Genomic DNA, 23,057 nt, shown 5'->3' with positions numbered 1-23,057 from the left:
CTACTCATCCTGCACGTACCACTGTCCTGACAAGCCAATTTGAGTTTTTTTGCAAGCCTAAATTAACCTCAACCATTATTTTTCCCCGGATAAAACTTAACTTAACAGCAAGCGATTGAATGACATTAGTCAGCTCTTCAGCATGTTTTTGCTTATAAAATAAAGCAGGATCGCCTATCTTATTCTTCTGAATGAAAAAGCGCTCTTCGACCCACTCACCGAGATAAATTGGCGCTAGGTAGTCAAAAGCTAGAGGCTTTGTGAAGGTTAAAACTGTTCCAGCCTTTGTTTTACTGGTTGCCGCAATCTGCTGGACTTCCGCATGAAAGCAATCAGCTATCAATACTGCTTCCTGTTCCTCATAGTCAATATCCGTTTGCAACAAGAGCTGGGTGGGTCCTAATTGCTGCATTACAGTCGCGAAACGATCGCCCATCTTATTGATTTGTAAGCTATTACTTTTCTCGCCATTAATCAGAATTGCATTAAGTCCTGTCCTAGCATTTCGCCTATCAATCGAATTCAAAGAATTAATACCCCCACAGGGTGTAAACCCTGCCATTCTCACACTAGCCCGAATTAGATCAGTCACCATTTGCAATTCGATAGACCGTTCTAATAAGCGATGTATCTCCCTGTATTGCCTTTTAGTTATTAGATATTGTTGCAGCATCAGAGTCATTAATAGGCTGGCAACAAATAGGCTAATAAGCAGCTCGAGCAGGCTTATCCCTTCTTGTTTTTTCATAGAACATAGTCTGCAAATTGCAACTCATGCTCATTCTCTACTTCCAGGGAGGCATAGGAATCGGCTTCTAGTTGATTGAGTTGTTGGCTCAGTTGCCAATGATGGCGTAGGAGAGCTAATGACGTGCCTATTATTAATACTAAGGCGACCAAGACTTCAGTAAGGGAAATCCCTTTAGAGTTATTCATCTTCCATTCCAGAGGTTGTTTTTGCTCGAATAGTCTAATGTTTTTAGGTTAAATGGTGCAATACGTTCACATTTAATTTCTGGTTGGGTAAGATGATCCTTTGCAAAATCAGGAGAGCCGCGGTGCCCTGTGACTATTATCAATTACCCCACCCAGGAATTCGTTCCTTACACCCTTATATACCGGGTAAATCAATTGAAGAATTAATGCGCGAACAAAATCTGCCAGATGTTATAAAACTCGCTAGTAATGAAAATCCGCTAGGCTGTAGTCCCTTGGTAAGAAAGGCACTAGCCAATCTTTCGAGATTTCAAATTGCCTCCTACCCTTCGCCAGCCAATCATCCAATCACTGCAAAATTATCTAAGAAGCTTGGTATTTGTGAAGATATGCTCACTTTGGGGAATGGTACTGATTTACTTTTTCTTTTTTTACTTACGACCTTTGCCCTGGGCACTGGTAAGCATATGTTAACCCATGACTGTGCTTTCATTTCCTACCGCATTCAGGCACAAACCTTAGGTATACCGATATCCACTATCGCCTTAAAGCCAAACTGGCAGGTTGATATTGATGCCATGATTGAAGCCTGTACTGAAGAAACTGCCATCATTTTTCTTGCGAATCCCAATAATCCAACAGGTCTTTTTATTGAGTCTAAGGATCTAGAGCGCTTAATAGCCAATATCCCTAGCTCAACAATCTTTGTTTTAGACGAAGCCTATTATGAATACGCCTATCCAAAGGGTGATAAAACATCGATAAATCTACTAAACTGCTATCCTAATCTGGTGATTACACGCACTTTTTCTAAGGCCTATGGTTTGGCGGGATTAAGACTGGGATACCTAATAGCAAATCCTCAGATCACCGATTTATTGCATCGTGTTCAGCCACCCTTTGTTGTCAGTCAAACAGCCCTTACAGCAGCAAATGCGGCTCTTGATGATCATGACTTTATTGAACAGAGTTTGGCACTTAATACAAAAGGCATGCTGCAATTCAAAGAGGGATTTGCAACCTTAGACATCGGGTATCTTCCTTCTTCTGGTAATTTTGTTACTATTGATTGCCAAACTGATGCCCAACCGATTTATCAAAAACTGCTTAGTAAGGGCATAATTGTCCGTCCCTTGTTGCAATATGGTCTAGGAAATCATTTGCGGATAAGTATTGGTAATACTCAGCAAAATTCCCGATTATTTGAACAACTTGCTATCTGCTTGCCAGACTCTTAGAGGAGAAAAAAATGAAATCCGACTTAAGTCAAAAACACTGTGAATCTTGCGAAGGAATAGGGCAGGCGCTAAATTCCGAACAAATTCATAATCTAATGCCACAACTTGATAAAAATTGGCAGACCAGTGCTAACCATAAAGAAATCAAACGTTCATTTTCATTTGCAGATTTTTATGAAACCATGGCCTTTGTGAATGCAATAGCCTGGATAGCCAATACCGAAAATCATCACCCTGATCTTGAAGTAGGTTACAACTACTGCCATGTAAGCTTCATGACTCACGCCCTTAAGGGACTGACGCACAATGATTTTATCTGTGCAGCAAAGATTGACGCTTTGTTAGCCTAAGCGCTGAAAACGTGATCGTCGACTTAAGGTAATAGGTCAGCCCCGATATCGAATTCCCGCGGTCAAGCCGCGGGAATTCGATATCGGGGCTGACCTATCCAAATACGTACGTCATGTTGAGCGTAGAGAGACATCTCCTGAGTGTAGCACTGTGCTAATCCCGGAGATCCCTCACTATGTTCGGGATGACGGGCGATGTTTGGATGACGGGGGTGACCCTATTATGACTTAAGTAAATTTATGCCGCATCCCCCCCCCTCTCTCTAACTCTCACTGCCATTAAGTTAAGGTATTTTATAACCGTTCGCGCTGAGGAGTATGCGCAAGCACACGTCTCGAAGCGTCACAGAGTGCAAGGCTTCGAGACGGCCTAAAGGCCTCCTCAGCCCGAACGGCTTTGATATAGTGTCCTTAACTTAATGGCAGTGCCCATCCGCCTCTTCCCAAAGGGGAGAAAGGGAAAAATCCCCAAAAAGTGCGAGAACAGTCGGATTTAAGTGCAGATTTTGAGAAAGCGAAAGCAAAAAAAAACGGAGCATACATCAGTATGTGAGCATTTTTTTGCTTTCGCTTTCTCGGAAGCTGCGCCAAATACGCCTGTTCTAAGGTCGTTCGTCGATTTCTTTGCGCTGTGAAGGTAAAAAATCCTTCCTATCTAGCCCCATTACCACAGCCAAGGCGCCAGCAACATAAATCGATGAGTAAGTACCAATCACAATACCTATAATAAGCGCTAAAGCAAAACCATGTATTGTTTCCCCACCGTAAATAAACAGAGCGACCACAACAAACAAGGTCAAGACAGAGGTCATAATTGTTCTTGACAGGGTTTGGTTAATCGAAGTATTCATGATCTCGAGAGGAGTAGCACGGCGAATTTTAATAAAATTCTCACGTACGCGGTCGAAAACAACGATAGTATCATTTAATGAATATCCAATAACCGCTAATAATCCGGCTAAGGCTTTTAGATCAAACTCAATCCCAAACAAAGCAAAGACACCGAGAATCAATACCGGGTCATGAATTAAGGCGACCGCAGAACTCACTGCCAGACGATATTCAAAACGCATCGCGATATAAATCATCGTAGCAAGCAAGGAGACAATAATTGCTAAAGCCCCTTTAGTCGCTAACTCTTGTCCGACCTGAGGACCAACAAAATCAACCCTCTGCTTTACCGCACCGGGTAATTGCCCCATGACCTTATCAACAAGAACGCTCTGATCCATATCAGCGCGTGGAGCAATGCTAATTAAAACATCTTTAGATGTTCCATAGCTTACTACCTGAGCCTCTTTAAAGCCTATCTTGTATAAATTGTCACGAATAGCCGCTAAGTCTGCCGCTTGTTGTGGGTAGGTTACTTCAACTTGTGTACCACCAGTAAAGTCTAATCCCCACTTCAAACCATTAGTCAACAAAGCACCAAGGGATACCACAAAAATAAGCGCAGAAAACAGGGCTGTCCACTTGCGTGCGCCCATAAAATCTACGTTAGAATTTGGATTAAAAAATTCCATCTAAGCCTCGTTTCAAATACCGATTGATAATTTTTTCACATTACGACCGCCATAGTACCAATTCACTATAGCGCGCGTATAAGTGATGCTGGTTAGCATGGAAGTGAGCAATCCCAAACATAGAATTACAGCGAAACCACGCACTGGCCCAGTACCTATCGCAAATAAGATAATACCGACAATAAGGGTTGTAACGTTCGCATCAATAATCGTTGAAAACGCTCGGTCATATCCAGCATAAACAGCAGCCTGAGGTGAAAGACCATGGCGCAGTTCTTCCCTGATCCTTTCATAGATAAGAACGTTAGCATCCACCGCCATACCAACTGTTAATACAAAGCCTGCAATACCTGGTAAAGTCAGAGTGGCCCCAATAATCGACATCAAAGCACTGAGCAAAATCAAGTTTAAAAAGAGCGCGATATTTGCCACAAGCCCAAAGAAACGATAGTAAACCAACATTAAGACAAGAATTAATCCCATCCCTACTTCAAGAGAAACCATACCACGATGAATATTCTCTTTACCTAAAGAAGGACCAACTGTTCGCTCTTCTACAGGATAAATCGCCGCTGGCAAAGCACCTGCTCTTAAGAGCAAAGCCAAGTTGCTTGCTTCTTTAGAGTCTGTCAATCCAGTAATTTGGAAACTGGACCCCAGCGCATTTTGAATAACAGGTGCTGAAATCACTCGCTCTTCACGATGGGTAATCCTTTGCTCTTCCCCATTAACGGTTTGAGTTGTTGTTTTCGTTTCGACATAAACAATCGCCATGCGTTTGCCAATGTTTTCGCGGGTGACTTTCGTGAATAAGCTTTCACCACCGCCACCTAACTGAATTTGTACAGAAGGCGATGCTGTTTGTTGATCGAAACTTGAAACAGCACTGGTAATTGAATCACCACTCAAAACGACCTGACGCTTCAGGAGAATTGGCTGCCCATCCATTGTGTACAATTTATCATTTACAGGAACCGCACCGGTTTGTTTAGCAACCTGGGCATCGTTATCCTGATCAACCATATAAAATTGTAAGGTCGCTGTACCACCAAGAATCTGTTTAGCGCGTGCTGCATCTTGGATACCAGGCAAATCCACACCAACCCGGGTAGCACCCTGCTGTTGCACAACCGCCTCACCAACACCTAACTCATTAACTCGGTTACGCAAAATATTCATTGTCTGTTCAATTGTATTTTGACGAATGGAATTAAGTTCTGTAGGCGCTAAGGTCACATTTATTGAATTGGTAATATCTGATTTTGTCAAAACAAGATTGGAAAACTTGTCTTTAATCTCAGTATAAGCATTCGCCATAATATCCGGGCTGCGAAAACGGATCTCAATACCCTTATCAGCTATATAACGGATACCTGCATAACGAATACCAGCCTCTCGCAGATCCTGGCCTATGCCCTTCATCAATCCCTCAAAGCGGCGTCCAATCACACTATCAATATCAACTTCTAATAGAAAATGTACGCCTCCACGCAAGTCCAAACCTTGTTTCATAGGTTCTGCACCAATTTTACTGAACCAAGACGGTGTGGCTGGAGCCAGATTCAATGCAACGGTATATTGCGAATCTATACCGTTTTTGATGACGTCGCGTGCAATCAATTGAGTATCAGTTGAAGCAAAACGCACTTCAACGTTATCGCTGGTAGATGTAATTGCAAAGTGCGGGATCTTTGCATCATCCAGAAGCGTTTTTACTTGCTGTGCTAACTGCTCTGTATCAACAGGTGATTGCGATGAAATTTGTACAGCAGGATCTTCACTATATAAATTCGGTATCGCATACATCAAGCCGATCACAACAATCAGGATCAGCATTAGGTTTTTCCAAAGTGGATATTTATTCTGCATGGGTTTGTCCCTGGATCAAACTTAAAGGGATTTAAGAGTGCCTTTAGGTAAAACTGAACTCACTGCGCCTCGCTGCATATTAACTTCAATGCCATCAGCAAGTGCAACCTTAACATATTGTTCATCAATATTGACTACTTTTCCGAGTAAACCCCCAGAGGTAATAATTTCATCGCCCTTCTTCAAATTACCTACCATTTCGCGATGTTCTTTCGCACGTTTGTTTTGCGGTCTTATCAACATGAAATAAAAAACCACAAAAATAGCTGCAATCATTATCAGCGAAAAAGTTCCATCAGGCTGCGCAGGCTGCACTGCTGCACCTGTAGCCATTGCATCACTTATAAAAAAACCCATTCCAATCTCCTCAAATCCGCTGTTTAATATATAGACGTTCAAAGGGTGAGCGCAAAGTAGCGTGACATCATAGCGAGATTTCTACTCCAGGTAAATGAAGTCCGGAGCAATTTCACTTAGAATCTGGCAAAGTTTCTACCATCATTTGATAATTATGCGCATTGTGTTGAATAAGAAATCGTTGGCATAAAAGAGGGGTTTGCAATAAAAGATGGTGGAGGTAGGCCTTGGTAAATTTCTGCGCACATGTTGGGCATGAACAGTTTATATAGATCGGTTGATGCTGCTCTGCTATAGCATTATCAACCAAGCCTACATCCTCTGTTTCGCCATAAACCAAACCAACGAAGGCATCGCTTGCAGGTTTATCAGTCTCTAGCCATTGCACCCCTTCTTTTAATAAGAGTTGGGCTTGCTGTCTATCAAAATGGCCTGAAAGGTAGCAAGGCTTAGCTTTGAGTTGCTCGAATTGAGCAAGGAAATTCTCAAAGGAACTTGTTGATTCATAAGATAAATAGACACCAGATTGCCCCAGATATTCAGACTCTAAAAATTCCTTAGCGGGGATAAAAGGCTGCATGGTTTTTGGCAAAGCAATTCGCTGCTCAACTATATAGGCAGCCAATCCAGGAGGCAGAACCACCAGATCAGGCGCTAGCTTGATAATCAGTGAGATCAGTTCCTCAGAGCTAATACGCACCGTGCTGCCATCGTAACGTGAACGCAGCGTATAAATGCCATCCATTTTAGCCGGAGCTAAGCTTGCATTTAATACAATAGTCCCTTTCCAACCGCAATAGCTTCTCAGATTTGGCAAAGAGTTGAGTAAGGCATAGCCTGGCTTCATTAACCAGGCATCAAGATAATAAGCGAGTGTTTTCGCCCCAATTTCTTGCCAATTTGCCAAGGTTAGGCAAGCGCCAGCCTCAGAGGTTACCACCGGAACAAATTGCTTCATTCTTTTAATTCCTCTTAAATCAACAAACTCGCATCACCATAACTATAGAAGCGGTACCTTTGAGTTATTGCTTCTTGATAAAGCGTCATTGCCTGCTTGTGTCCAACAAAGGCAGAAACTAACATGAGTAAGGTTGATTCTGGTAAATGAAAATTAGTAATTAAGCCATCACAAATTTGAAATTGATAGCCTGGGTAGATAAAAATATCCGTATCACGGTTACAAGGTTTAAGAATCCCTTCTGCCGCAGCGCTTTCCAAACACCGTAAAGCGGTTGTACCTACTGCAATCACCCGCTTACCAGCCGCTCGAGTGTTATTGACCGCTTCGCATAACTCGTCGCTCACGCTAAACCGCTCGCTATGCATCTTATGATCTTTGATTGCATCGCAACGCACTGGCCGAAAAGTTCCTGCGCCAACATGCAAGGTCGAATAAGCTATCCTTACGCCCTTTGCTCTAATCTTTTCCAGCAACTCTTGCTCAAAATGTAAGCCAGCTGTGGGTGCGGCGACTGAGCCCTTATGTTTAGCGTAGACTGTCTGATAGCGTTCCAAGTCAGTCTTTTCATCAGGACGGGTAATATAAAGCGGTAAAGGAATATGGCCTATCTGTTCTAACATTTGCTCTGCATCGCCTAGAACCTGACAATGATACAAATCATCCACTTTTTGCAGGACTTTTACCTGCCATCCATCATTTAATTGAAGAATCGCCCCTGCCTTTGGTGCTTTACTCGCTTTAATATGGCCTAAAAATGAATTATCGCCATATAATCTCTCGACTAAAAGCTCAATCTTCCCACCACTGGCCTTAAAACCATATAACCGTGCTGGAATCACCTTAGAATCGTTTAAGACTAAAAGATCACCTGCTTCTAAGAAATCGGTGATATCCTTGAATTGATGATGGTTTGTCGTTTCTGCTTGGCGACTATAAACCAAGAGGCGAGAGTCACTGCGCTTAGCGAGGGGATACTGTGCAATCAACTCTTCCGGCAAATCAAAATAAAAATCTTGCTTATTCATTTCTCAACCTGGCAACTAAATGGCGCTATTATATACCTGAGCTCTTTCAAAATACTATTTTTGAAAGAGCTCAGGTATATACTTAAATGAGATATTTTGCGATTATTTCTCAGACTATATAATAAGGAAATAGCTATGTTGGTCACTTTCTCCTGTGAAGAATACGAAAATATTACTATGTTTGGCGATGTTGCCAAAAAACTTCTGAGCCTGATGGGGCACAGTGCGGCAATCCCTGGCGCCCTCGTTGCTGATGACATTCCTGCAGCCTTATCGAATTTAAAAAAGGGGATTGAACAAGATTCCTCTGAGAATTCAGCGGAAAATCAACAAGATTATGAGGATGACGAACCACCCATTAGCTTAGCGCATAGAGCTGTCCCATTAATTGGTATGCTTGAAGCTGCTGCCAAGAAAAAATGCAGCATCCTGTGGAAATAACTTTATGATAAGATAGCGCCACTTAAATTGTGGTGCTTTTATCTCATGTTAACCTTAAACCAAATTACCCTTTCGCGCGGTAATAAAATATTACTTGATAAAGCTTCTGTAGCCTTACATGAAAAACAAAAAGTCGGCCTTGTCGGTCACAACGGCTGCGGTAAGTCGAGTCTTTTCAGTTTGATTATGGGCGGAATCACTCCCGATACTGGTGAATGCCTGCTTAATCCCCAGTTACGAATCAGCCACCTAGCGCAACAATTGCCAGACAGTGACGAACTAGCTCTGGACTTCGTTCTTGCTGGAGATGAAGAGTATATTGGATTACAGCAAAAACTCAGCCAAGCAGAAAGTCAAGGCGCTCATGAAGAAGTGCTGCACTGTCATGAGTTATTGGCTCAAACCGCTGGCTATAGCAAACCAGCAAAGGCGGCAGCCATTATGGCAGGCCTAGGTTTTAGTGCAGAACAGCAGCAACGCAGAGTCAACTCGTTCTCGGGTGGCTGGCGGATGCGCCTGAGCCTTGCCCGCTGCTTAATGAAGCCAGCAGACCTTATCTTACTTGATGAACCAACTAACCATTTGGATATGGAAGCGATTTTCTGGCTTGAAAAATGGCTTAAGCAGAGTCCTTCCAGCATTCTTTTGATTTCGCACGATCGTGAATTTCTTGATGCCTTTGTGACTCATATCCTGCATATCGAGCAGCAAACGATGAATTTGTATACAGGCAATTACAGCCGATTTGAGCAAACACGTGCCCAACAGTTAGCCTTGCAGCAACAACTTTATGAAAAGCAACAACAAAAAATCAGCCATCTAATGACCTATGTCAATCGTTTCAAAGCTAAGGCCTCCAAAGCCAAGCAGGCACAAAGTCGGCTCAATGCGATTGCTAAAATGGATATCCTTGCCCAGGCCCAGGTGGATTCTCCCTTTTCCTTTGATTTTTACCCCTGTGATCGAGCAGGCAGTCCCTTGCTACGTGCTGAGCAAGTGTTCGCCGGTTATGAAGAAAATCACCCGATCTTAAAGAAAATGAATCTGCTGCTCAATCCAGGCGATAGAGTTGCCTTGCTTGGACCCAATGGGGAAGGTAAATCGACCTTGATTAAAACCTTGACAGGTAGTCTCAAACCACTGTCCGGGAGCATCTATCGCTCGCCCAACCTGCATATTGGCTATTATGCTCAACACCAATTAGATGAATTGGATTCTAGGTTAAGCCCGGTTGAAACGATTCAAGCGATGTCACCGGAGGCAAGGGAACAAAGTATCCGTGATTATCTAGGTGGATTTAATTTTATCGGTGACATGGCGATGAAACCCATTCATCACTTTTCTGGTGGCGAAAAAGCAAGGCTGGCTCTCGCCAAACTCGTTTGGCAAAAACCCAATCTTCTCCTGCTGGATGAACCAACCAACCACCTTGACCTTGGGATGCGCGCCGCGATAGAACTTGCTTTGCAAAGTTATGAAGGTGCTTTAATTTTAATTTCGCACGATAGGCATCTGTTGCGTACCGCTGTTGACGATTTTTATCTGGTTTACCAAAAGCAGGTGCAACCTTTTAAGGGTGACCTTGATGATTATTATCAATGGCTACAGAACAAGGATTCTGCTAAAGAGAACAATCAATCGACAACTAGCAATGCTTATAAAGAGAAAAAGACTTTACAAAATCGCTTGAAAAAATTAGAGCAAACGGTTGATCAGCACCATCAGCGTCTGTCACAACTTGAAATCACCCTGGCTGACCTAACACTCTATGAGGAGGGTCAGAAGTCTAAACTGCAAAAACTGTTGGATGAGCAAAAACGATTACAAAATGAGTTGGCTCAGGCGGAGGAAGAGTGGTTGGAGGTGGTTAGTTCTTTGGAGCTGCTTAGTTGAGAACGCAGCCCATTATTCAGAGCGCGCTGCAAAGTTAAGGGATTTTATAACCGTTCGCGCTGAGGAGTGTGCATAAGCACACGTCTCGAAGCGTCACCGTGCAAGGCTTCGAGACGGCCTAAAGGCCTCCTCAGCCCGAACGGCTTTAATGTAGCGTCCTTATCCATAACTGATGTTAACTTAATGGCAGTGCATCCAGGCTACATTCTGGTACAAATCAAATCTACTTTTTCAGCTGCTGTAAAAACTTTATTGCCGCTTCTTGCTCTGCTTTACGTCGATTAGGCCCCGAACCGACTGTCATTTCTTTGATACCACTTACTTTACAACTCACATAAAAGATTTGATCGTGTTCCTCACCCTCAATCTTAGTCAGGCTATATTCAGGAAGCGGCTTCTTATGTGCTTGCAAATATTCTTGTAGTTGGGTTTTGGCATCTTTCAGATTGTTATGTAAACCTTCATCGTCCAATCGGGATTGGTAAAGCTTAAGAATTAATTTCTTACTTTCTTCAATACCACCATCAAGAAAAACAGCAGCGATCACCGCTTCCAAAGCATCTGCGAGAATAGAAGCACGACGAAATCCGCCACTTTTCAGCTCACCCTGGCCAAGAAAAAGATAATCACCTAAGTCAACTTCAGCGGCGATCTCGGCTAGCATTTCGCCCTTAACTAAAAAAGCGCGTAAACGGCTAAGCTGTCCCTCTGTTTGTTCAGGGAATTTGCTAAATAAGGCACTGGCAATAACAAAGCTCAGAATGGAATCTCCAAGAAACTCATAGCGTTCATTATTTTCACTGCCTGCACTGCAATGAGTTAAGGCTTGCTTTAAAAAAGCGAGATTTTTAAATTCATAACCTAAACGTCGGCATAGACGCTTTAAATCAATAGGAACCAACACTAACCTCTTATATTAATATTCACCACAATCACTTTCGTTCAACCTGTACTCAAATATGGCTTTTTAGTTAATAAACCGACCTATTCTCGACCAGCGTATACTGCCAGTCTTGCTATTCCAGCTCATCCAAACAATAAAGGCCTTACCACGCAAATACTCATCAGCAGTGAAGCCCCAGAATCGGCTATCAGCACTGTCATCACGGTTATCGCCCATCATAAAGTATTGCCCAGAAGGCACTTCTACATCAAAATCTTCAGCAGGAACATCAGGACGGATATAAATATCATGCACAACACCATTTAAATCTTCCGTATATTTAGCAACAGCCTTACCCGAACTTTCATCGGTCGTATACTCAACGAAAGTTTGTTTCATTTCCTTGCCATTAATCGTTAGTACCTTATTGTGATATGAAACCTTATCACCGGGTACACCAATAACCCGCTTGATATAATCATAGCTGGGATTTGGCGGCCAACGGAAAACAGCAATTTCGCCCGTTTTGGGATTAGCAACTGGGATCACTTTTTTCTCCCAGACTGGGAGTCTAAATCCATAGGAAAATTTATTCACAGCGAGAAAATCCCCCACTAACAACGTTGGCTCAAGCGAACCAGAAGGGATTCGAAACGGCTCGATAAGAAAGGAACGCAGTAAAAGCACAAGAAAAAACACAGGAAAAAAAGACCGGGAATATTCAATAATCTTACCCGGCTTTTGTTCAGCACCGCGTTTTTTAGCCCAAAAAAGGATATCTAATAAGTAGACAATCCCACTTAGCAAAGAAAGTACAACTAGCAACAGAGCGAAATTCATAAATTAACCTGTTTTTTATTTTTATTTTTTTCTATCAGTCTGGAATACAGCCATAAACGCTTCCTGTGGTATCTCCACATGCCCCACTTGCTTCATGCGTTTTTTACCCGCCTTTTGCTTTTCCAATAACTTGCGTTTACGTGAGACGTCGCCGCCATAGCATTTGGCCGTAACATTTTTACGCAAAGCCTTCACTGTTTGTCGGGCAATAATGTGATTTCCCAAGGCAGCTTGAATAGCAACATCAAACATTTGCCGCGGAATCAGCTCACGCATTTTGTCCGCCAAGGCCTTACCGCGGCCATAGGCTGAATCGCGATGAACAATAACTGCCAGGGCATCAACACGCTCACTATTAATGAGCACATCCATTTTTACTAAATCAGCCTCGTCGAAACGAATAAAATTATAATCGAGCGAAGCATAACCACGACTAACAGATTTCAATTTATCAAAGAAGTCAGAAACGACTTCACTCATTGGCAGATCATAGCTTACTGAGACCTGGCGCCCGCTATACATCATGTTGATTTGCACACCACGGCGCTCGACACAAAGAGTGATAATTTGCCCCAGATAGTCCTGAGGGACCAAAATATTAGCACGCACAATAGGCTCAAACATTTGTTTAATTTGCTGCGGTGGTGGTAACTGGGAAGGATTATCAATCATCACGGTTTCACCTTTGGTCGTCACCACCTGGTAAACCACCGTTGGGGCAGTAGAAATCAAATCAAGATTGTATTCCCGTTCAAGCCGCTCCTGGATGATTTCCATATGCAACATACCCAGGAAGCCACAGCGAAATCCAAAACCCAAGGCTTCAGAGGATTCTGGCTCATAGAATAAAGAGGCATCATTGAGGCTTAGTTTAGCCAAGGCTTCACGGAAGGCTTCAAAATCATCAGCACTGATGGGGAATAGGCCAGCATAAACCTGCGGTTTAACTCGTTGAAAACCAGGCAGGGGGGCTTGAGCCTGATTCTTTTCCAGAGTCAGGGTATCACCAACCGGCGCACCTTGAATCTCTTTAATGCCAGCGACCACATAACCTACTTCACCAGCCTGTAATACCTCAAGCTTGGTGCGTTTTGGAGTAAAAATCCCAACCTGGTCAATTTCATAGGTGCGGCCGGTTGACATCACCCGCATTTTATCGCCTTTGCGTATAGAACCATTAGCAATACGTACCAAAGAAACAACGCCTAAATAGCTATCAAACCAAGAGTCGATAATTAAAGCTTGCAAAGGCGCATCAATATTACCCTGCGGTGGCGGAATCTTAGCGACAAGCGCTTCAAGGACATCCTCAACGCCAAGGCCACTTTTTGCGCTGGCTCGAATTGCATCATGAGCTTCCAGGCCGATAATATCTTCAATCTCGGCGATAACACGCTCTGGCTCAGCCTGTGGCAAATCGATTTTGTTTAGAACAGGCAAGATTTCCAAGGATTGATCAATAGCGGTATAACAAACAGCAACCGTTTGCGCCTCAACACCCTGAGCCGCATCGACAACCAGTATCGCGCCCTCACAGGCAGCGAGAGAACGTGATACCTCATAACTGAAATCCACATGGCCTGGCGTATCAATAAAATTAAGAAGATAGGTTTTACCATCACGCGCTTTATAATTCAGAGAAACACTCTGCGCCTTAATAGTAATCCCCCGCTCTCGTTCAATATCCATAGAATCAAGAACTTGTTCAGACATTTCCCGATCAGTTAAACCACCGCAGAGCTGAATAAAACGGTCAGCCAAGGTGGATTTACCATGGTCAATGTGGGCAATAATAGAAAAATTGCGAATTCGCTTTAGATCACTCAAATGAAAAACCTACTGATAAATTTTGCTATTCTAGCTCAATTATTGGCTTCGAGGAATCCCATCCTCTTTACAATAGTAATTTTCGCTTTGTACAGGGCATAAAAGCTAAGACTCAAAATCCCGCGGCTTGACCGTGAGATCTAGTGGTGGCGCGAACTCTATGGATCCCGCGGTCAAGCCGCAGGATTTCGGAATTGTTAAAAAGTCATTTTCGTAAAACTTTGACCCCCTTCGCTGCAACTGATAAATTGTAAAAGAAATTGCTGTTGCTTTATTTTCTATCTACAATCGACCTCTTTGAATTCATAAATAAGGATGACCAATGCGCCGATTAACTACGCTCTGTTTCAGCCTCCTAATGTTGCTAGGTTCTAGTGTTGTTCAAGCCGATGCCGCATTCATACAACGTAAAGACGTGCAAAGTTTCATTAATAAAATGGTCAAAGAGCATGGCTTTAAGCGAAATGATCTTGTTGCTGTAATGAGTGATGTTCAGATACAGCCGCAAATCATTGAATCAATGGATAAGCCTTTTGAGAAAAAAACCTGGGATGTCTATAAACAATTGTTTTTGACTCCAGAACGCGTTCAAGCTGGGATGGATTTCTGGCGTACAAACGCAGGAGCACTGGAAAAAGCCGAGAAAAAATATGGTGTACCTGCAAATATAATTGTTGCCATTATTGGGGTTGAGACACTTTATGGTAAACATCAAGGTAATTACCGCGTTATCGATGCCTTATCTACTTTGGCTTTTGATTATCCTAAACGTTCGCCATTTTTTACTAAGGAATTGGGCGAATACCTTTTACTCTGCCGCGAACACCATGTGCCACCTTCGCAATATATGGGTTCCTATGCTGGAGCAATGGGTAAACCGCAATTTATGCCTAGCTCTTATCGCTACTATGCTGCCGCTTTCAGTGCAAATCCAAGAATCGATCTGATGAATGATGACAGTGCAGTCGTTGCCAGTGTTGCTAATTATTTCCACCAACATGGCTGGAAAATGAACCAAGGTATTGCGCAACCGGCTCAGGTTGAAGGAACAATGTATAAAAAATTCAATACAGCTAGCAAAACAGCAAGCTATCGGGTCCAACAATTAGAAGCGGCTGGTATTCGCCCCCTTACTGCTGCGATAAATGCACCGAAAAAAGTCGGCCTTATCGAATTAACCACACAAACAGGCCAGGAATTTTGGTTAGCCTATCCCAACTTTTATGTGATAACTCGTTATAATTCCAGCCCACAGTACGCAATGGCTGTCTACTTATTCTCCCAACAACTAAAGAGCCAATGGGCCATGGCTGCAAATAATGGTAAAAGATTTGCCTATGTCTAACCCCCTCTCATCCGCCTTTCAAGCTCCTTCTCTCCTCTTTGAGGGGAGAAGGAATAAATGGAGGATATGAATTTGGCTACCTGTTTCCTGTTTACCGAGCATCTAAAGGAAGACGGTTGTTTAAGTTTAAAATTAGATCAACAAGGCCAGATCGAAGCCCCCCTTAGTCATCGCAGTTTTGCTGAAATTCAAGCCTTACAAGTTGGCTCTCGAACCTATCTTGTCACCTCGGGACAGCGTTTCAGTTTGCATAAGCTAGAACTTCCCTGGCTTGCTGAGAGAAAAGCTCGTGCCGCTATTCCCTTTGCTCTTGAAGATAAGCTAGCTCAGAATTTTGATACCCTGCATTTTGCTTTTGATCGCAATCATTATCAAAACGGCCATTATCTGATTGTTGTAAGCGATAGAACCTATTTACAAGATTTAATGGCGACTCTTGATGAGCAACGAATTAATTTTGACCTACTGACCCTTGACTGGTTTGCTTTAATGCCTGATGAAATCGTCGTCATGGCAAATTCTTTGTTAGCTAACGATGAGTTTTTCCAAGGCGCCTTGAGTCCCGATCTCGCCCCCTTCTACTTAGCAAAATGGTCAGGCGAACGAACTATCTACAGTTTTACCGACTCGAATAAAGAACTACTCAACAACTCTTCACTGCTTGAACAACTTAGCGAAATTAGTGAGCCCTCCTACCAATGGATTGCTCAGCGGTTATTAACAACACGCCCAATCAATCTCTGCCAGGGCGAATTACAACATGGTAACAGCAATACAATAATCAAACGTTTGTATCAGGCAGCCGTTGCTATGAGCCTGCTTTGGCTGTTATCTATCATAATAATCAATGGGGTTAAACTCTATTTTATTGACAGGGATATTGCTGCCGTTGATAGTAAAATAGCTGTTATTTACCGAGAATTTTTTCCTGAGGCACAACAAGTCATCAGCCCAAAATTCCGAATTGCCCAGCTAATAAGAACTAATCAGGGTACTAATGATTTAACCTTTTGGATCCTTCTTAACAAATTAGCTAAAAATTACAAAGACAGCTCAGTCACTATTGATCAGCTACGTTTTCAAAATCAAACTCTAACTCTTAACCTAACAAGCAAAGACTTTGAAACCCTTGAGGACTTACAAACAAAATTACAGAAGAGCAACATTAATGTTAAGCAAACCCAAGCGTCATCGAAGGATGGAAAGGTCGTGGGCACTTTGGAGTTATATCTGTGATAATGAATTATTGGAATAATTTAAATGAACGCGAACGATGGACAACAGGCCTAGGCATCCTATTCACCCTGCTCTACCTATTTTATCTGTTAATCTATTCTCCACTCTCAACGGCAGTGAGTACTCAGAGCAAGCAATTAATTGAAAAACAAGAGACACTCGCCTGGATGGAACAGGTTCGCCAACAGCCAAAAAACCAAAAAACCCTGCTAGCAATAAGCAATGCAAAACTCTTAGCCTTAATCGGCAATCAATTAAGCGATAAGGCATTCCGTACATTTACCTATCAACTACAACAAACAGGACCAGGAGACATCCAAATATCCTTTGAACGTGTACCCTATAAAATGCTGCTTGACTGGCTTTGGAAACTAAACTCTGACTACGCAATTACCTTGAAACAATTCAGCGTAGAGCCTAGCAATACCCCTGGTGTTGTTAAGGTATTGGTTGTGTTAGCAGCGAAATAATTGATAACATCGAATTCCCGCGGCATCGCCCCCTAGGTATTTACACAAGTTCTGTAATAAGGTCACGTCCCTCCTTGTTTCAACACTACGTCATCCAGAGCGCGGCGAAGGATCTCCGGGATTAGCACCGTGCCACATTCAGGAGATCCTTCGCTGCGCTCTGGATGACGTGGCTTAGGGGGACAGGGCTCATCTATTACAGACACTTATGTAGATACCTATGGGCATCGACCACGGGGTCTAGTGGGCGGTACAGAATAGATAGATCCCGCGGTCAAGCCGCGGGATTTCGGGCCATTAGAACCAGATTTGAGCATAGGTTGCGCCAAATATGACTGTTAGAGAGAATGTTACTCAGCACCATTCTCCTGCACCTTAGACCAACTTTTAATATCCGCCCCCTGCTTAATTTCTGGCGGCAAATTGTTCAATGCTTTCTGGGCATCTTCATAGTTGTTATAGCTACCATAAACCCCTTTGTAATAGGTTCGGCCATCACGGCTATATTTTATCTCCGCAGAGCGATCAGTCTTCGGTGCTTTATAAAGCTTATTTGCAACCTGCGCAGCCTTCTCACTGTCTCCAACCTGAATGGTATAACCCTGAGGATTTTGACTATTCACCCAATTTCGATCCACTTCCTTATGAGGCGTTGGTGAATGCAAGGCTCCAGTATGGTAGGAGTCAGGTACAGTAGCCGTTGATCGTGAGTATCCACCATAACTGGAAGAATTATCATAGAATTGGGTATCCTGATAAGCATAGGGTTGATAACTATAGCCTGTATAATAGCTCTGAAAACTTCGGTAAGTTGAATCATCGTTGACGCAGGCTGTTAAGCCGAGAGAACAAAAACAGAGTGTTAAAAACCGTTTATTCATGGCACGCTCCCATTGTATTTATTCTTATTTAGGCGCATTCCTTTCACGTCTTAATCTGTTATCCGTCACTCTGAAAAAAAACTTTAATCCTTTTTGTGATAGAGTATTAATTTTTATTTTGGTAATCCTAAAACTTATGTGGACTCATAGACGCTCAGGGCAAACAAATCAACGTGGCAACCAAGATCACCGTGGACCTTATGAAAGAGATAGCACTAGGGTAATTCATTGTCCCGCCTTTCGTCGCTTACAGCGTAAAACACAAATTTTGGGTACAGACGAGGGAGATTTTCACCGTACACGCCTTACGCATTCCTTGGAAGTTGCCTCGATTGGCCGCAGTATTGTGCGGAATTTAAGCCTTAACCAGCAACACTCAACTCTTGTAGGCTTGTTACCAGATAATGATTTGGTCAGTGTAATTTGTCTGTTACATGATATTGGCCACCCCCCTTTCGGCCATGGAGGCGAAGTTGCTCTTAATTATATGATGCGCGAACACGGAGGTTTTGAGGGTAATGGCCAGACTCTGCGTTTACTAACTAAGGTGGAAAATAGCTATGGGGTTTACGGCCTTGATTTAACGCGCCGCAGCCTGTTAGGTATTCTTAAATATCCTGTCAGACGCTCCAAAGTAGTTGCCACTGAATTACCGCAAGCAACTGAATCCTTACATAAAACAATCCGCATTAATGATTGGCTTCCCCCCAAGGCCTATTTTGATAGTGAGCAAGCAGAAATTGACTGGTTACTATCACCTTTTAGTGAAGCAGATAGAACCTTGTTTCAATCACTCACAAAGCAACCACAGCCCAAACAACATGGAAAATCTACCTATCACAGCTTTGACTGTTCAATTATGGATGCAGCCGATGATATTGCTTATGGTGTCCATGATTTGGAGGATGCGATCCACTTACGCCTAATTAATCGCTCTCATCTTGATAACCAAATTTTTCGTGATCTTCTCAGGGAAACAGCTCTTGGCAAAGAAGGCGATCACCTGTTGGACTTACTCTTTAGCCAGGAACTCTATCAACGCAAACAAGCCATTGGTGAAATGGTCAATTATTTTATAACCGCCACCCAGATTTCTATAACCCATGAGGCCTTTGAGAATGCTTTATTAAAGCACAATATTATCTTGTTACCTGAAGCCGCAGCCCTCCTTAATTATTTGATGCAATGCATTTATGAGCACGTCATAGATTCACAAGAAGCTCGTACCTTTGAATATGGCGGCCAAACGGTAGTCTTGAGGCTTTTTGAAGCAATCAGCTCCAATCCCAAAAGTTTATTGGACAATAAGAATCGTAGCCTGTTTCTGAGTGCAGAGGATGAGGATGCCGCTTTTCGTGTAGTCTGTGATTATATTGCTAACATGACAGACGAATATGCGCATCGCATGCACGAGCGTTTATTTGGGTTTAACACCAGAACGATTTTTGAGAGGCTTTAATAGCTCAACACCCGTAATAGGGTCACCCCCGTCATACTGAGCATAGCGAAGGATCTCCTGAATGTGGCAGATGCTAGTCCCGGAGATCCTTCCTACGCTTCCAAAGACTTACGTCATGTCGAACGTAGAGAGACATCTCCTAAGTGTGGCACTGTGCTAATCCCGGAGATCCCTCACTATGTTCGGGATGACGGGTTATGATTGGGTGACGGGGGGTGACCTATTACAAGCAATCAGCTCCAACCAAGGAACCTGAGCTATTACAAATGAGGAAGTGAAATACCGATAAAAGATAACCATCTGGAAGATGGCGTCCCCAAGGGGATTCGAACCCCTGTTACCGCCGTGAAAGGGCAGTGTCCTAGGCCTCTAGACGATGGGGACCTGGAACTAAAACAACTACAAAAAACAACCTTCTTGATCGCCAAAAATGGCGTCCCCAAGGGGATTCGAACCCCTGTTACCGCCGTGAAAGGGCAGTGTCCTAGGCCTCTAGACGATGGGGACCTAAAACTTTCCATCATCAACTAAAGTTGATGATGGTGGAGCTAGGCGGGATCGAACCGCCGACCTCTTGCATGCCATGCAAGCGCTCTCCCAGCTGAGCTATAACCCCACAAAAAGAGTTCGCAGTTTAATGATGCCCCCCGTGACTGTCAAGCAATTTTTTATAAATCTATTTATAAACGTAGCTTGCCATAATGACTTGATTAACTACCAACTTCCTAATTTGCCGTTCTGGGCTTGATGGTACAAGAACATCAACCCATTCGGGTATTTCGCCCCCCTTCCATACAATCAATAATCGCCCCGAAGGTAATGGCTTATGCAATAAAGCTCGATGCAATAAAAATCCATGCTCAGCAGGTAGGTTTATCATCAAACTACCCAATAACCAATGAGAAGGTGACACCAAGGTCACTTCTGGTTGCTGTTCTTTGCGAATTGATTCAACCAAGGGTTGTAAGGGAAAGTTCGCCAGGCGGTAACTACGATTCGCCCAAGCAGCCAAAATTAGCAATTGCACCAGAATACAAAGAACGAGATAGCTCTTAGCCCTCTTAACAGAATAACCTGTTTTAGTGATCTGACTTACAATCAGCAAGGGCGATAAAAAGAATAATGATAAGGCCCAATGTGCCTTGAAATCGTGAAGATTTGCAGTGATTACAATTAACAATAGCAAAGGCAACACCAATAGATGATAACGCCATAGCAGACTATTTGCCGAATTAGCCTCTACCTTTTGTCGCCAGAATGGGAAAAACAAAGCAAGCAGGCCAACCGGGATTCCATAAATCAGATAAGCTTTCAATAATTGCAAAATGCCATTTTTCAGGTCTTTATTATTGAGAGATAATTTAAATGCTGAAGACATTCCAGTTGCAAAGTTATCGATGAGCCAATACCAATAGCCCCCTGAAACCAAGCAGATAAATACTAAGCTGAGCAATAAATGCCTTTGCAGCAATCTCTGGCGAAATTCTTTTATAGTCAAGGCACTAAGCAATAAGATACTCAAAAACAACAGATAATTGGATTTGGCAAGACAGCCAATGCCAATAATAATGCCAAACCCAGCATACCAAAACGATTTTGACAATCGGCTAGGCTTAATTAACCAATACCAGGTCAAGCAAGCCGCAAGTAAGGATAGAACGGCATGGGTTCGATGAGGTAGCAGATCGATACTGATATTGGGAATTAAAGCCCAAGACAAGGTTGCACACCAAGCAAGGAGCTTATCCTGGCAATGCAAACGACAAATCTGGTGATAAAAATAAAGGCAGAGGAAAATTAGGCTAAATTTTAGTAAAGCAATACTAAACAAGCTTATCCCAAGGCACTGAAAGACCAAATATTGCAACCAATAATACAAGGGAGGCTGGGCTAAATAACCGGCGGAAAATTGTTGGGCAATGACAGCCTGTTCTGCCTCATCCCAACCTAAGGTAGGCTCACAAACAAACAAACGAAGTAAGCAAAGTGCCCCAACAAATAAAAAGCCAATACAAGCAAATCTGACAAAGGGTAAACAGGCCTTGAAATAATTTGGAGAAAACATATTCAACGAACATTAATTTTTGAAGGGATATCTTATATCTGCCTTTGCTAGGAGGCAAATAGTGTAAAAATCTTTTGACGTGCAGTCATTGCGAGCAGAGCGAAGCAATCCAAGGCCGAAGCACGGAACATTGGATTGCTTCGTCACTACGTTCCTAGCAATGACCGGACTTGGTGCCTAAAGGAGCTGGTCTCCTATCATCTTTCTTAACCGCTACTACTGTAGAGTGCAGTAAATGCGTATTGAGGTTAATAAAGCGATTAAAAATAAACCTTATAATTCTCCGGGTGTGTTAATCAAAAAAACACATTTATATAGTTAGAAATAGTGAACTCGGAGAAGTGAGATGCAAGAAAAGTTAGAGCAGTTACCTCTAAATAAAAAACAACCCTTGAATAATTTAATGTATACCTATGATACGGATGGGCAACGTGCTAAACGACATACTGAGCTGCAAGCTTTGGTTCTTGATTACTTTTACGATATCGCTGCAAACTGGCTTAATGCTCATCCTGAACAATTAGCAAAATATCATAACCTACCAAAATACACTGTGAATCACAGAAAAAATCCGCTTCATACTTCTGCTATATTTGCGATAGCTTTTGATCTTATGGAGTCTGAAGAGGTTTTCCAACTTTACCAAAAGAGGCCTAACCGTCCCAATGTACCCCTTAAAGAATTGATGGCAAATCCAACTACGGGTCCCCTACAGACTGTGGTACTTCCTGAAGGTAGCGTATTAGAAGAAACAGATGTATACCTAGCTTTGCAACATTATATTTATTGTCAACCAGAAAAATTTGCTAAATTCAAGGAAGGAACTCAAGCTCCTCATGAGAAAACATTTACACTGCCTCCCTTTATAAAACCTGAATATCAAGACAACTATTTGGCCATACTGTCTGCACCTCTTCATTCTGAATCACAGGTACAGCTCGGATTACAGGTACAGCGCGACCAGCAATTAAACACTGGATTACACAGCCAGCGCTTTCATACGCCAAAACTTTCCCAAGATCACAAATACACAAAGCAACTTGTCGCCCAGTTCATACACAACCTAGCGATAGAACACAATTTTGAGAAGCTGGCGGCTGGTGCACATGTTACTATTCCACAAGGTTCCTTTGGCAATACAACTCCTTTTAGAACAGGTAAGAGTTACAGACTCGGAACTTACTATGTCTCGACTCTCTCTATTTCTGCAAGTTTTAATAAGGAAGGACAATTGGAATTTTATCGAAGTCTAACTGGCAATGGTTCCGATTGGCGACGAATTTCTGATCTGGAAGCGCTGGAGAATTTTGATCTAATTAAGGAGCTGGCCGCATCCCAAGAGGCAAAGAATTTAGCTGCCATGGAGAAAGCAGAAAATGAAAATGTAGAAGTATGTACCATATCTTAGTTCTTTCCAGAACCAAAGGGGTCAGACTCGACTGATTCAAGGATCAATCG

The 23,057-nt window shown here is 42.8% G+C and carries 21 protein-coding genes and 3 tRNA genes; 9 read left to right on the top strand and 15 right to left on the bottom strand.

Features of this window, described 5'->3' with window-relative positions:
• Positions 1 to 4: 4 nt before the first annotated feature.
• Both BN1094_RS06750 and BN1094_RS06745 read right to left on the bottom strand, forming a co-directional pair.
• The gene (locus BN1094_RS06750; protein WP_043873509.1) at positions 5 to 748 is read right to left on the bottom strand and encodes a prepilin-type N-terminal cleavage/methylation domain-containing protein; all 744 of its coding nucleotides are present in this window, start codon (positions 746 to 748) and stop codon (positions 5 to 7) included.
• Positions 745 to 936: a type IV pilus modification PilV family protein gene (locus BN1094_RS06745; RefSeq protein WP_043873508.1), complete on the bottom strand. Its 192-nt coding sequence runs from the start codon at positions 934 to 936 to the stop codon at positions 745 to 747. The genes BN1094_RS06750 and BN1094_RS06745 overlap by 4 nt, the downstream gene beginning before the upstream one ends.
• 122 nt (positions 937 to 1,058) lie before the next feature.
• Here BN1094_RS06745 and hisC point away from each other — a divergent pair, with 122 nt between their 5' ends.
• Both hisC and BN1094_RS06735 read left to right on the top strand, forming a co-directional pair.
• Positions 1,059 to 2,174, top strand: a complete 1,116-nt coding sequence (gene hisC / locus BN1094_RS06740) for a histidinol-phosphate transaminase (protein WP_099908978.1) — start codon at positions 1,059 to 1,061, stop codon at positions 2,172 to 2,174.
• Positions 2,175 to 2,185: 11 nt separating this feature from the next.
• On the top strand, positions 2,186 to 2,524 hold the full coding sequence (locus BN1094_RS06735; RefSeq protein WP_043873506.1) for a 4a-hydroxytetrahydrobiopterin dehydratase: 339 nt from the start codon (positions 2,186 to 2,188) through the stop codon (positions 2,522 to 2,524).
• Between the two features lie 602 nt (positions 2,525 to 3,126).
• Here BN1094_RS06735 and secF read toward each other — a convergent pair.
• From secF to queA, 5 genes are all read right to left on the bottom strand, one after another.
• A complete protein-coding gene (gene secF / locus BN1094_RS06730; protein WP_043873505.1) occupies positions 3,127 to 4,047 on the bottom strand; it encodes a protein translocase subunit SecF in 921 nt (306 codons plus the stop codon).
• A 12-nt stretch (positions 4,048 to 4,059) separates the two neighbouring features.
• Entirely contained in the window at positions 4,060 to 5,916 is a 1,857-nt protein-coding gene (gene secD / locus BN1094_RS06725; protein ID WP_043873504.1) for a protein translocase subunit SecD, read from the bottom strand.
• A 21-nt stretch (positions 5,917 to 5,937) separates the two neighbouring features.
• Entirely contained in the window at positions 5,938 to 6,273 is a 336-nt protein-coding gene (gene yajC, locus BN1094_RS06720) for a preprotein translocase subunit YajC (RefSeq protein WP_043873503.1), read from the bottom strand.
• Positions 6,274 to 6,385: 112 nt separating this feature from the next.
• Positions 6,386 to 7,231 carry a tRNA guanosine transglycosylase family protein gene (locus BN1094_RS06715; RefSeq protein WP_043873502.1) on the bottom strand — a complete coding sequence of 282 codons (846 nt, stop codon included), beginning with the start codon at positions 7,229 to 7,231 and terminating at the stop codon, positions 6,386 to 6,388.
• A gap of 14 nt (positions 7,232 to 7,245) precedes the next feature.
• A complete protein-coding gene (gene queA, locus BN1094_RS06710) occupies positions 7,246 to 8,259 on the bottom strand; it encodes a tRNA preQ1(34) S-adenosylmethionine ribosyltransferase-isomerase QueA (RefSeq protein WP_043873501.1) in 1,014 nt (337 codons plus the stop codon).
• A 135-nt stretch (positions 8,260 to 8,394) separates the two neighbouring features.
• Here queA and BN1094_RS06705 point away from each other — a divergent pair, with 135 nt between their 5' ends.
• Together BN1094_RS06705 and BN1094_RS06700 are read left to right on the top strand one after the other, a co-directional pair.
• Positions 8,395 to 8,700, top strand: a complete 306-nt coding sequence (locus BN1094_RS06705) for a DUF1840 domain-containing protein (protein ID WP_043873500.1) — start codon at positions 8,395 to 8,397, stop codon at positions 8,698 to 8,700.
• A gap of 45 nt (positions 8,701 to 8,745) precedes the next feature.
• A complete protein-coding gene (locus BN1094_RS06700) occupies positions 8,746 to 10,593 on the top strand; it encodes an ABC-F family ATP-binding cassette domain-containing protein (protein ID WP_043873499.1) in 1,848 nt (615 codons plus the stop codon).
• A gap of 223 nt (positions 10,594 to 10,816) precedes the next feature.
• On the opposite strand, the gene rnc is transcribed toward BN1094_RS06700, so the two are convergent.
• From rnc to lepA, 3 genes are all read right to left on the bottom strand, one after another.
• Positions 10,817 to 11,497, bottom strand: coding sequence for a ribonuclease III (gene rnc, locus BN1094_RS06695; RefSeq protein ID WP_099908977.1), 681 nt, complete (start codon positions 11,495 to 11,497; stop codon positions 10,817 to 10,819).
• Positions 11,498 to 11,560: 63 nt separating this feature from the next.
• Positions 11,561 to 12,316, bottom strand: a complete 756-nt coding sequence (gene lepB, locus BN1094_RS06690) for a signal peptidase I (RefSeq protein ID WP_043873498.1) — start codon at positions 12,314 to 12,316, stop codon at positions 11,561 to 11,563.
• Positions 12,317 to 12,337: 21 nt separating this feature from the next.
• Positions 12,338 to 14,143: a translation elongation factor 4 gene (gene lepA, locus BN1094_RS06685; protein WP_043873497.1), complete on the bottom strand. Its 1,806-nt coding sequence runs from the start codon at positions 14,141 to 14,143 to the stop codon at positions 12,338 to 12,340.
• 322 nt (positions 14,144 to 14,465) lie between these two features.
• On the opposite strand from lepA, the gene mltB reads away from it, so the two are divergent.
• Genes mltB through gspM form a run of 3 tightly spaced genes read left to right on the top strand, consistent with a single transcriptional unit; the run spans position 14,466 to position 17,194 of the window.
• Positions 14,466 to 15,488, top strand: a complete 1,023-nt coding sequence (gene mltB, locus BN1094_RS06680; RefSeq protein WP_043873496.1) for a lytic murein transglycosylase B — start codon at positions 14,466 to 14,468, stop codon at positions 15,486 to 15,488.
• A 57-nt stretch (positions 15,489 to 15,545) separates the two neighbouring features.
• On the top strand, positions 15,546 to 16,724 hold the full coding sequence (gene gspL, locus BN1094_RS06675; RefSeq protein ID WP_052403163.1) for a type II secretion system protein GspL: 1,179 nt from the start codon (positions 15,546 to 15,548) through the stop codon (positions 16,722 to 16,724).
• 2 nt (positions 16,725 to 16,726) lie between these two features.
• Positions 16,727 to 17,194, top strand: a complete 468-nt coding sequence (gene gspM / locus BN1094_RS06670) for a type II secretion system protein GspM (RefSeq protein ID WP_043873495.1) — start codon at positions 16,727 to 16,729, stop codon at positions 17,192 to 17,194.
• 350 nt (positions 17,195 to 17,544) lie between these two features.
• Here gspM and BN1094_RS06665 read toward each other — a convergent pair whose 3' ends face one another.
• Complete coding sequence (locus tag BN1094_RS06665) at positions 17,545 to 18,075, bottom strand: SPOR domain-containing protein (protein WP_043873494.1); 531 nt, start codon at positions 18,073 to 18,075, stop codon at positions 17,545 to 17,547.
• A gap of 136 nt (positions 18,076 to 18,211) precedes the next feature.
• On the opposite strand from BN1094_RS06665, the gene BN1094_RS06660 reads away from it, so the two are divergent.
• The gene (locus BN1094_RS06660; protein WP_043873789.1) at positions 18,212 to 19,534 is read left to right on the top strand and encodes an anti-phage deoxyguanosine triphosphatase; all 1,323 of its coding nucleotides are present in this window, start codon (positions 18,212 to 18,214) and stop codon (positions 19,532 to 19,534) included.
• Between the two features lie 308 nt (positions 19,535 to 19,842).
• Here the strand turns inward: BN1094_RS06660 and BN1094_RS06655 are convergent.
• The 4 genes from BN1094_RS06655 to BN1094_RS06640 all read right to left on the bottom strand — a co-directional run bounded on the left by BN1094_RS06655 (position 19,843) and on the right by BN1094_RS06640 (position 21,599).
• Positions 19,843 to 19,918, bottom strand: a tRNA-Glu gene (locus tag BN1094_RS06655).
• Between the two features lie 47 nt (positions 19,919 to 19,965).
• Positions 19,966 to 20,041 (bottom strand) — tRNA-Glu (locus BN1094_RS06650).
• A gap of 33 nt (positions 20,042 to 20,074) precedes the next feature.
• Positions 20,075 to 20,150 (bottom strand) — tRNA-Ala (locus BN1094_RS06645).
• 60 nt (positions 20,151 to 20,210) lie between these two features.
• Positions 20,211 to 21,599, bottom strand: a complete 1,389-nt coding sequence (locus BN1094_RS06640; RefSeq protein ID WP_043873493.1) for a glycosyltransferase family 39 protein — start codon at positions 21,597 to 21,599, stop codon at positions 20,211 to 20,213.
• Positions 21,600 to 21,945: 346 nt separating this feature from the next.
• Here BN1094_RS06640 and BN1094_RS06635 point away from each other — a divergent pair, with 346 nt between their 5' ends.
• A complete protein-coding gene (locus BN1094_RS06635; RefSeq protein WP_043873492.1) occupies positions 21,946 to 23,007 on the top strand; it encodes a hypothetical protein in 1,062 nt (353 codons plus the stop codon).
• Positions 23,008 to 23,057 lie beyond the last annotated feature (50 nt).

Source organism: Legionella massiliensis, from assembly GCF_000756815.1.
GTDB lineage: Bacteria > Pseudomonadota > Gammaproteobacteria > Legionellales > Legionellaceae > Tatlockia > Tatlockia massiliensis.
This window is presented reverse-complemented; position numbering and strand designations above follow the sequence as displayed.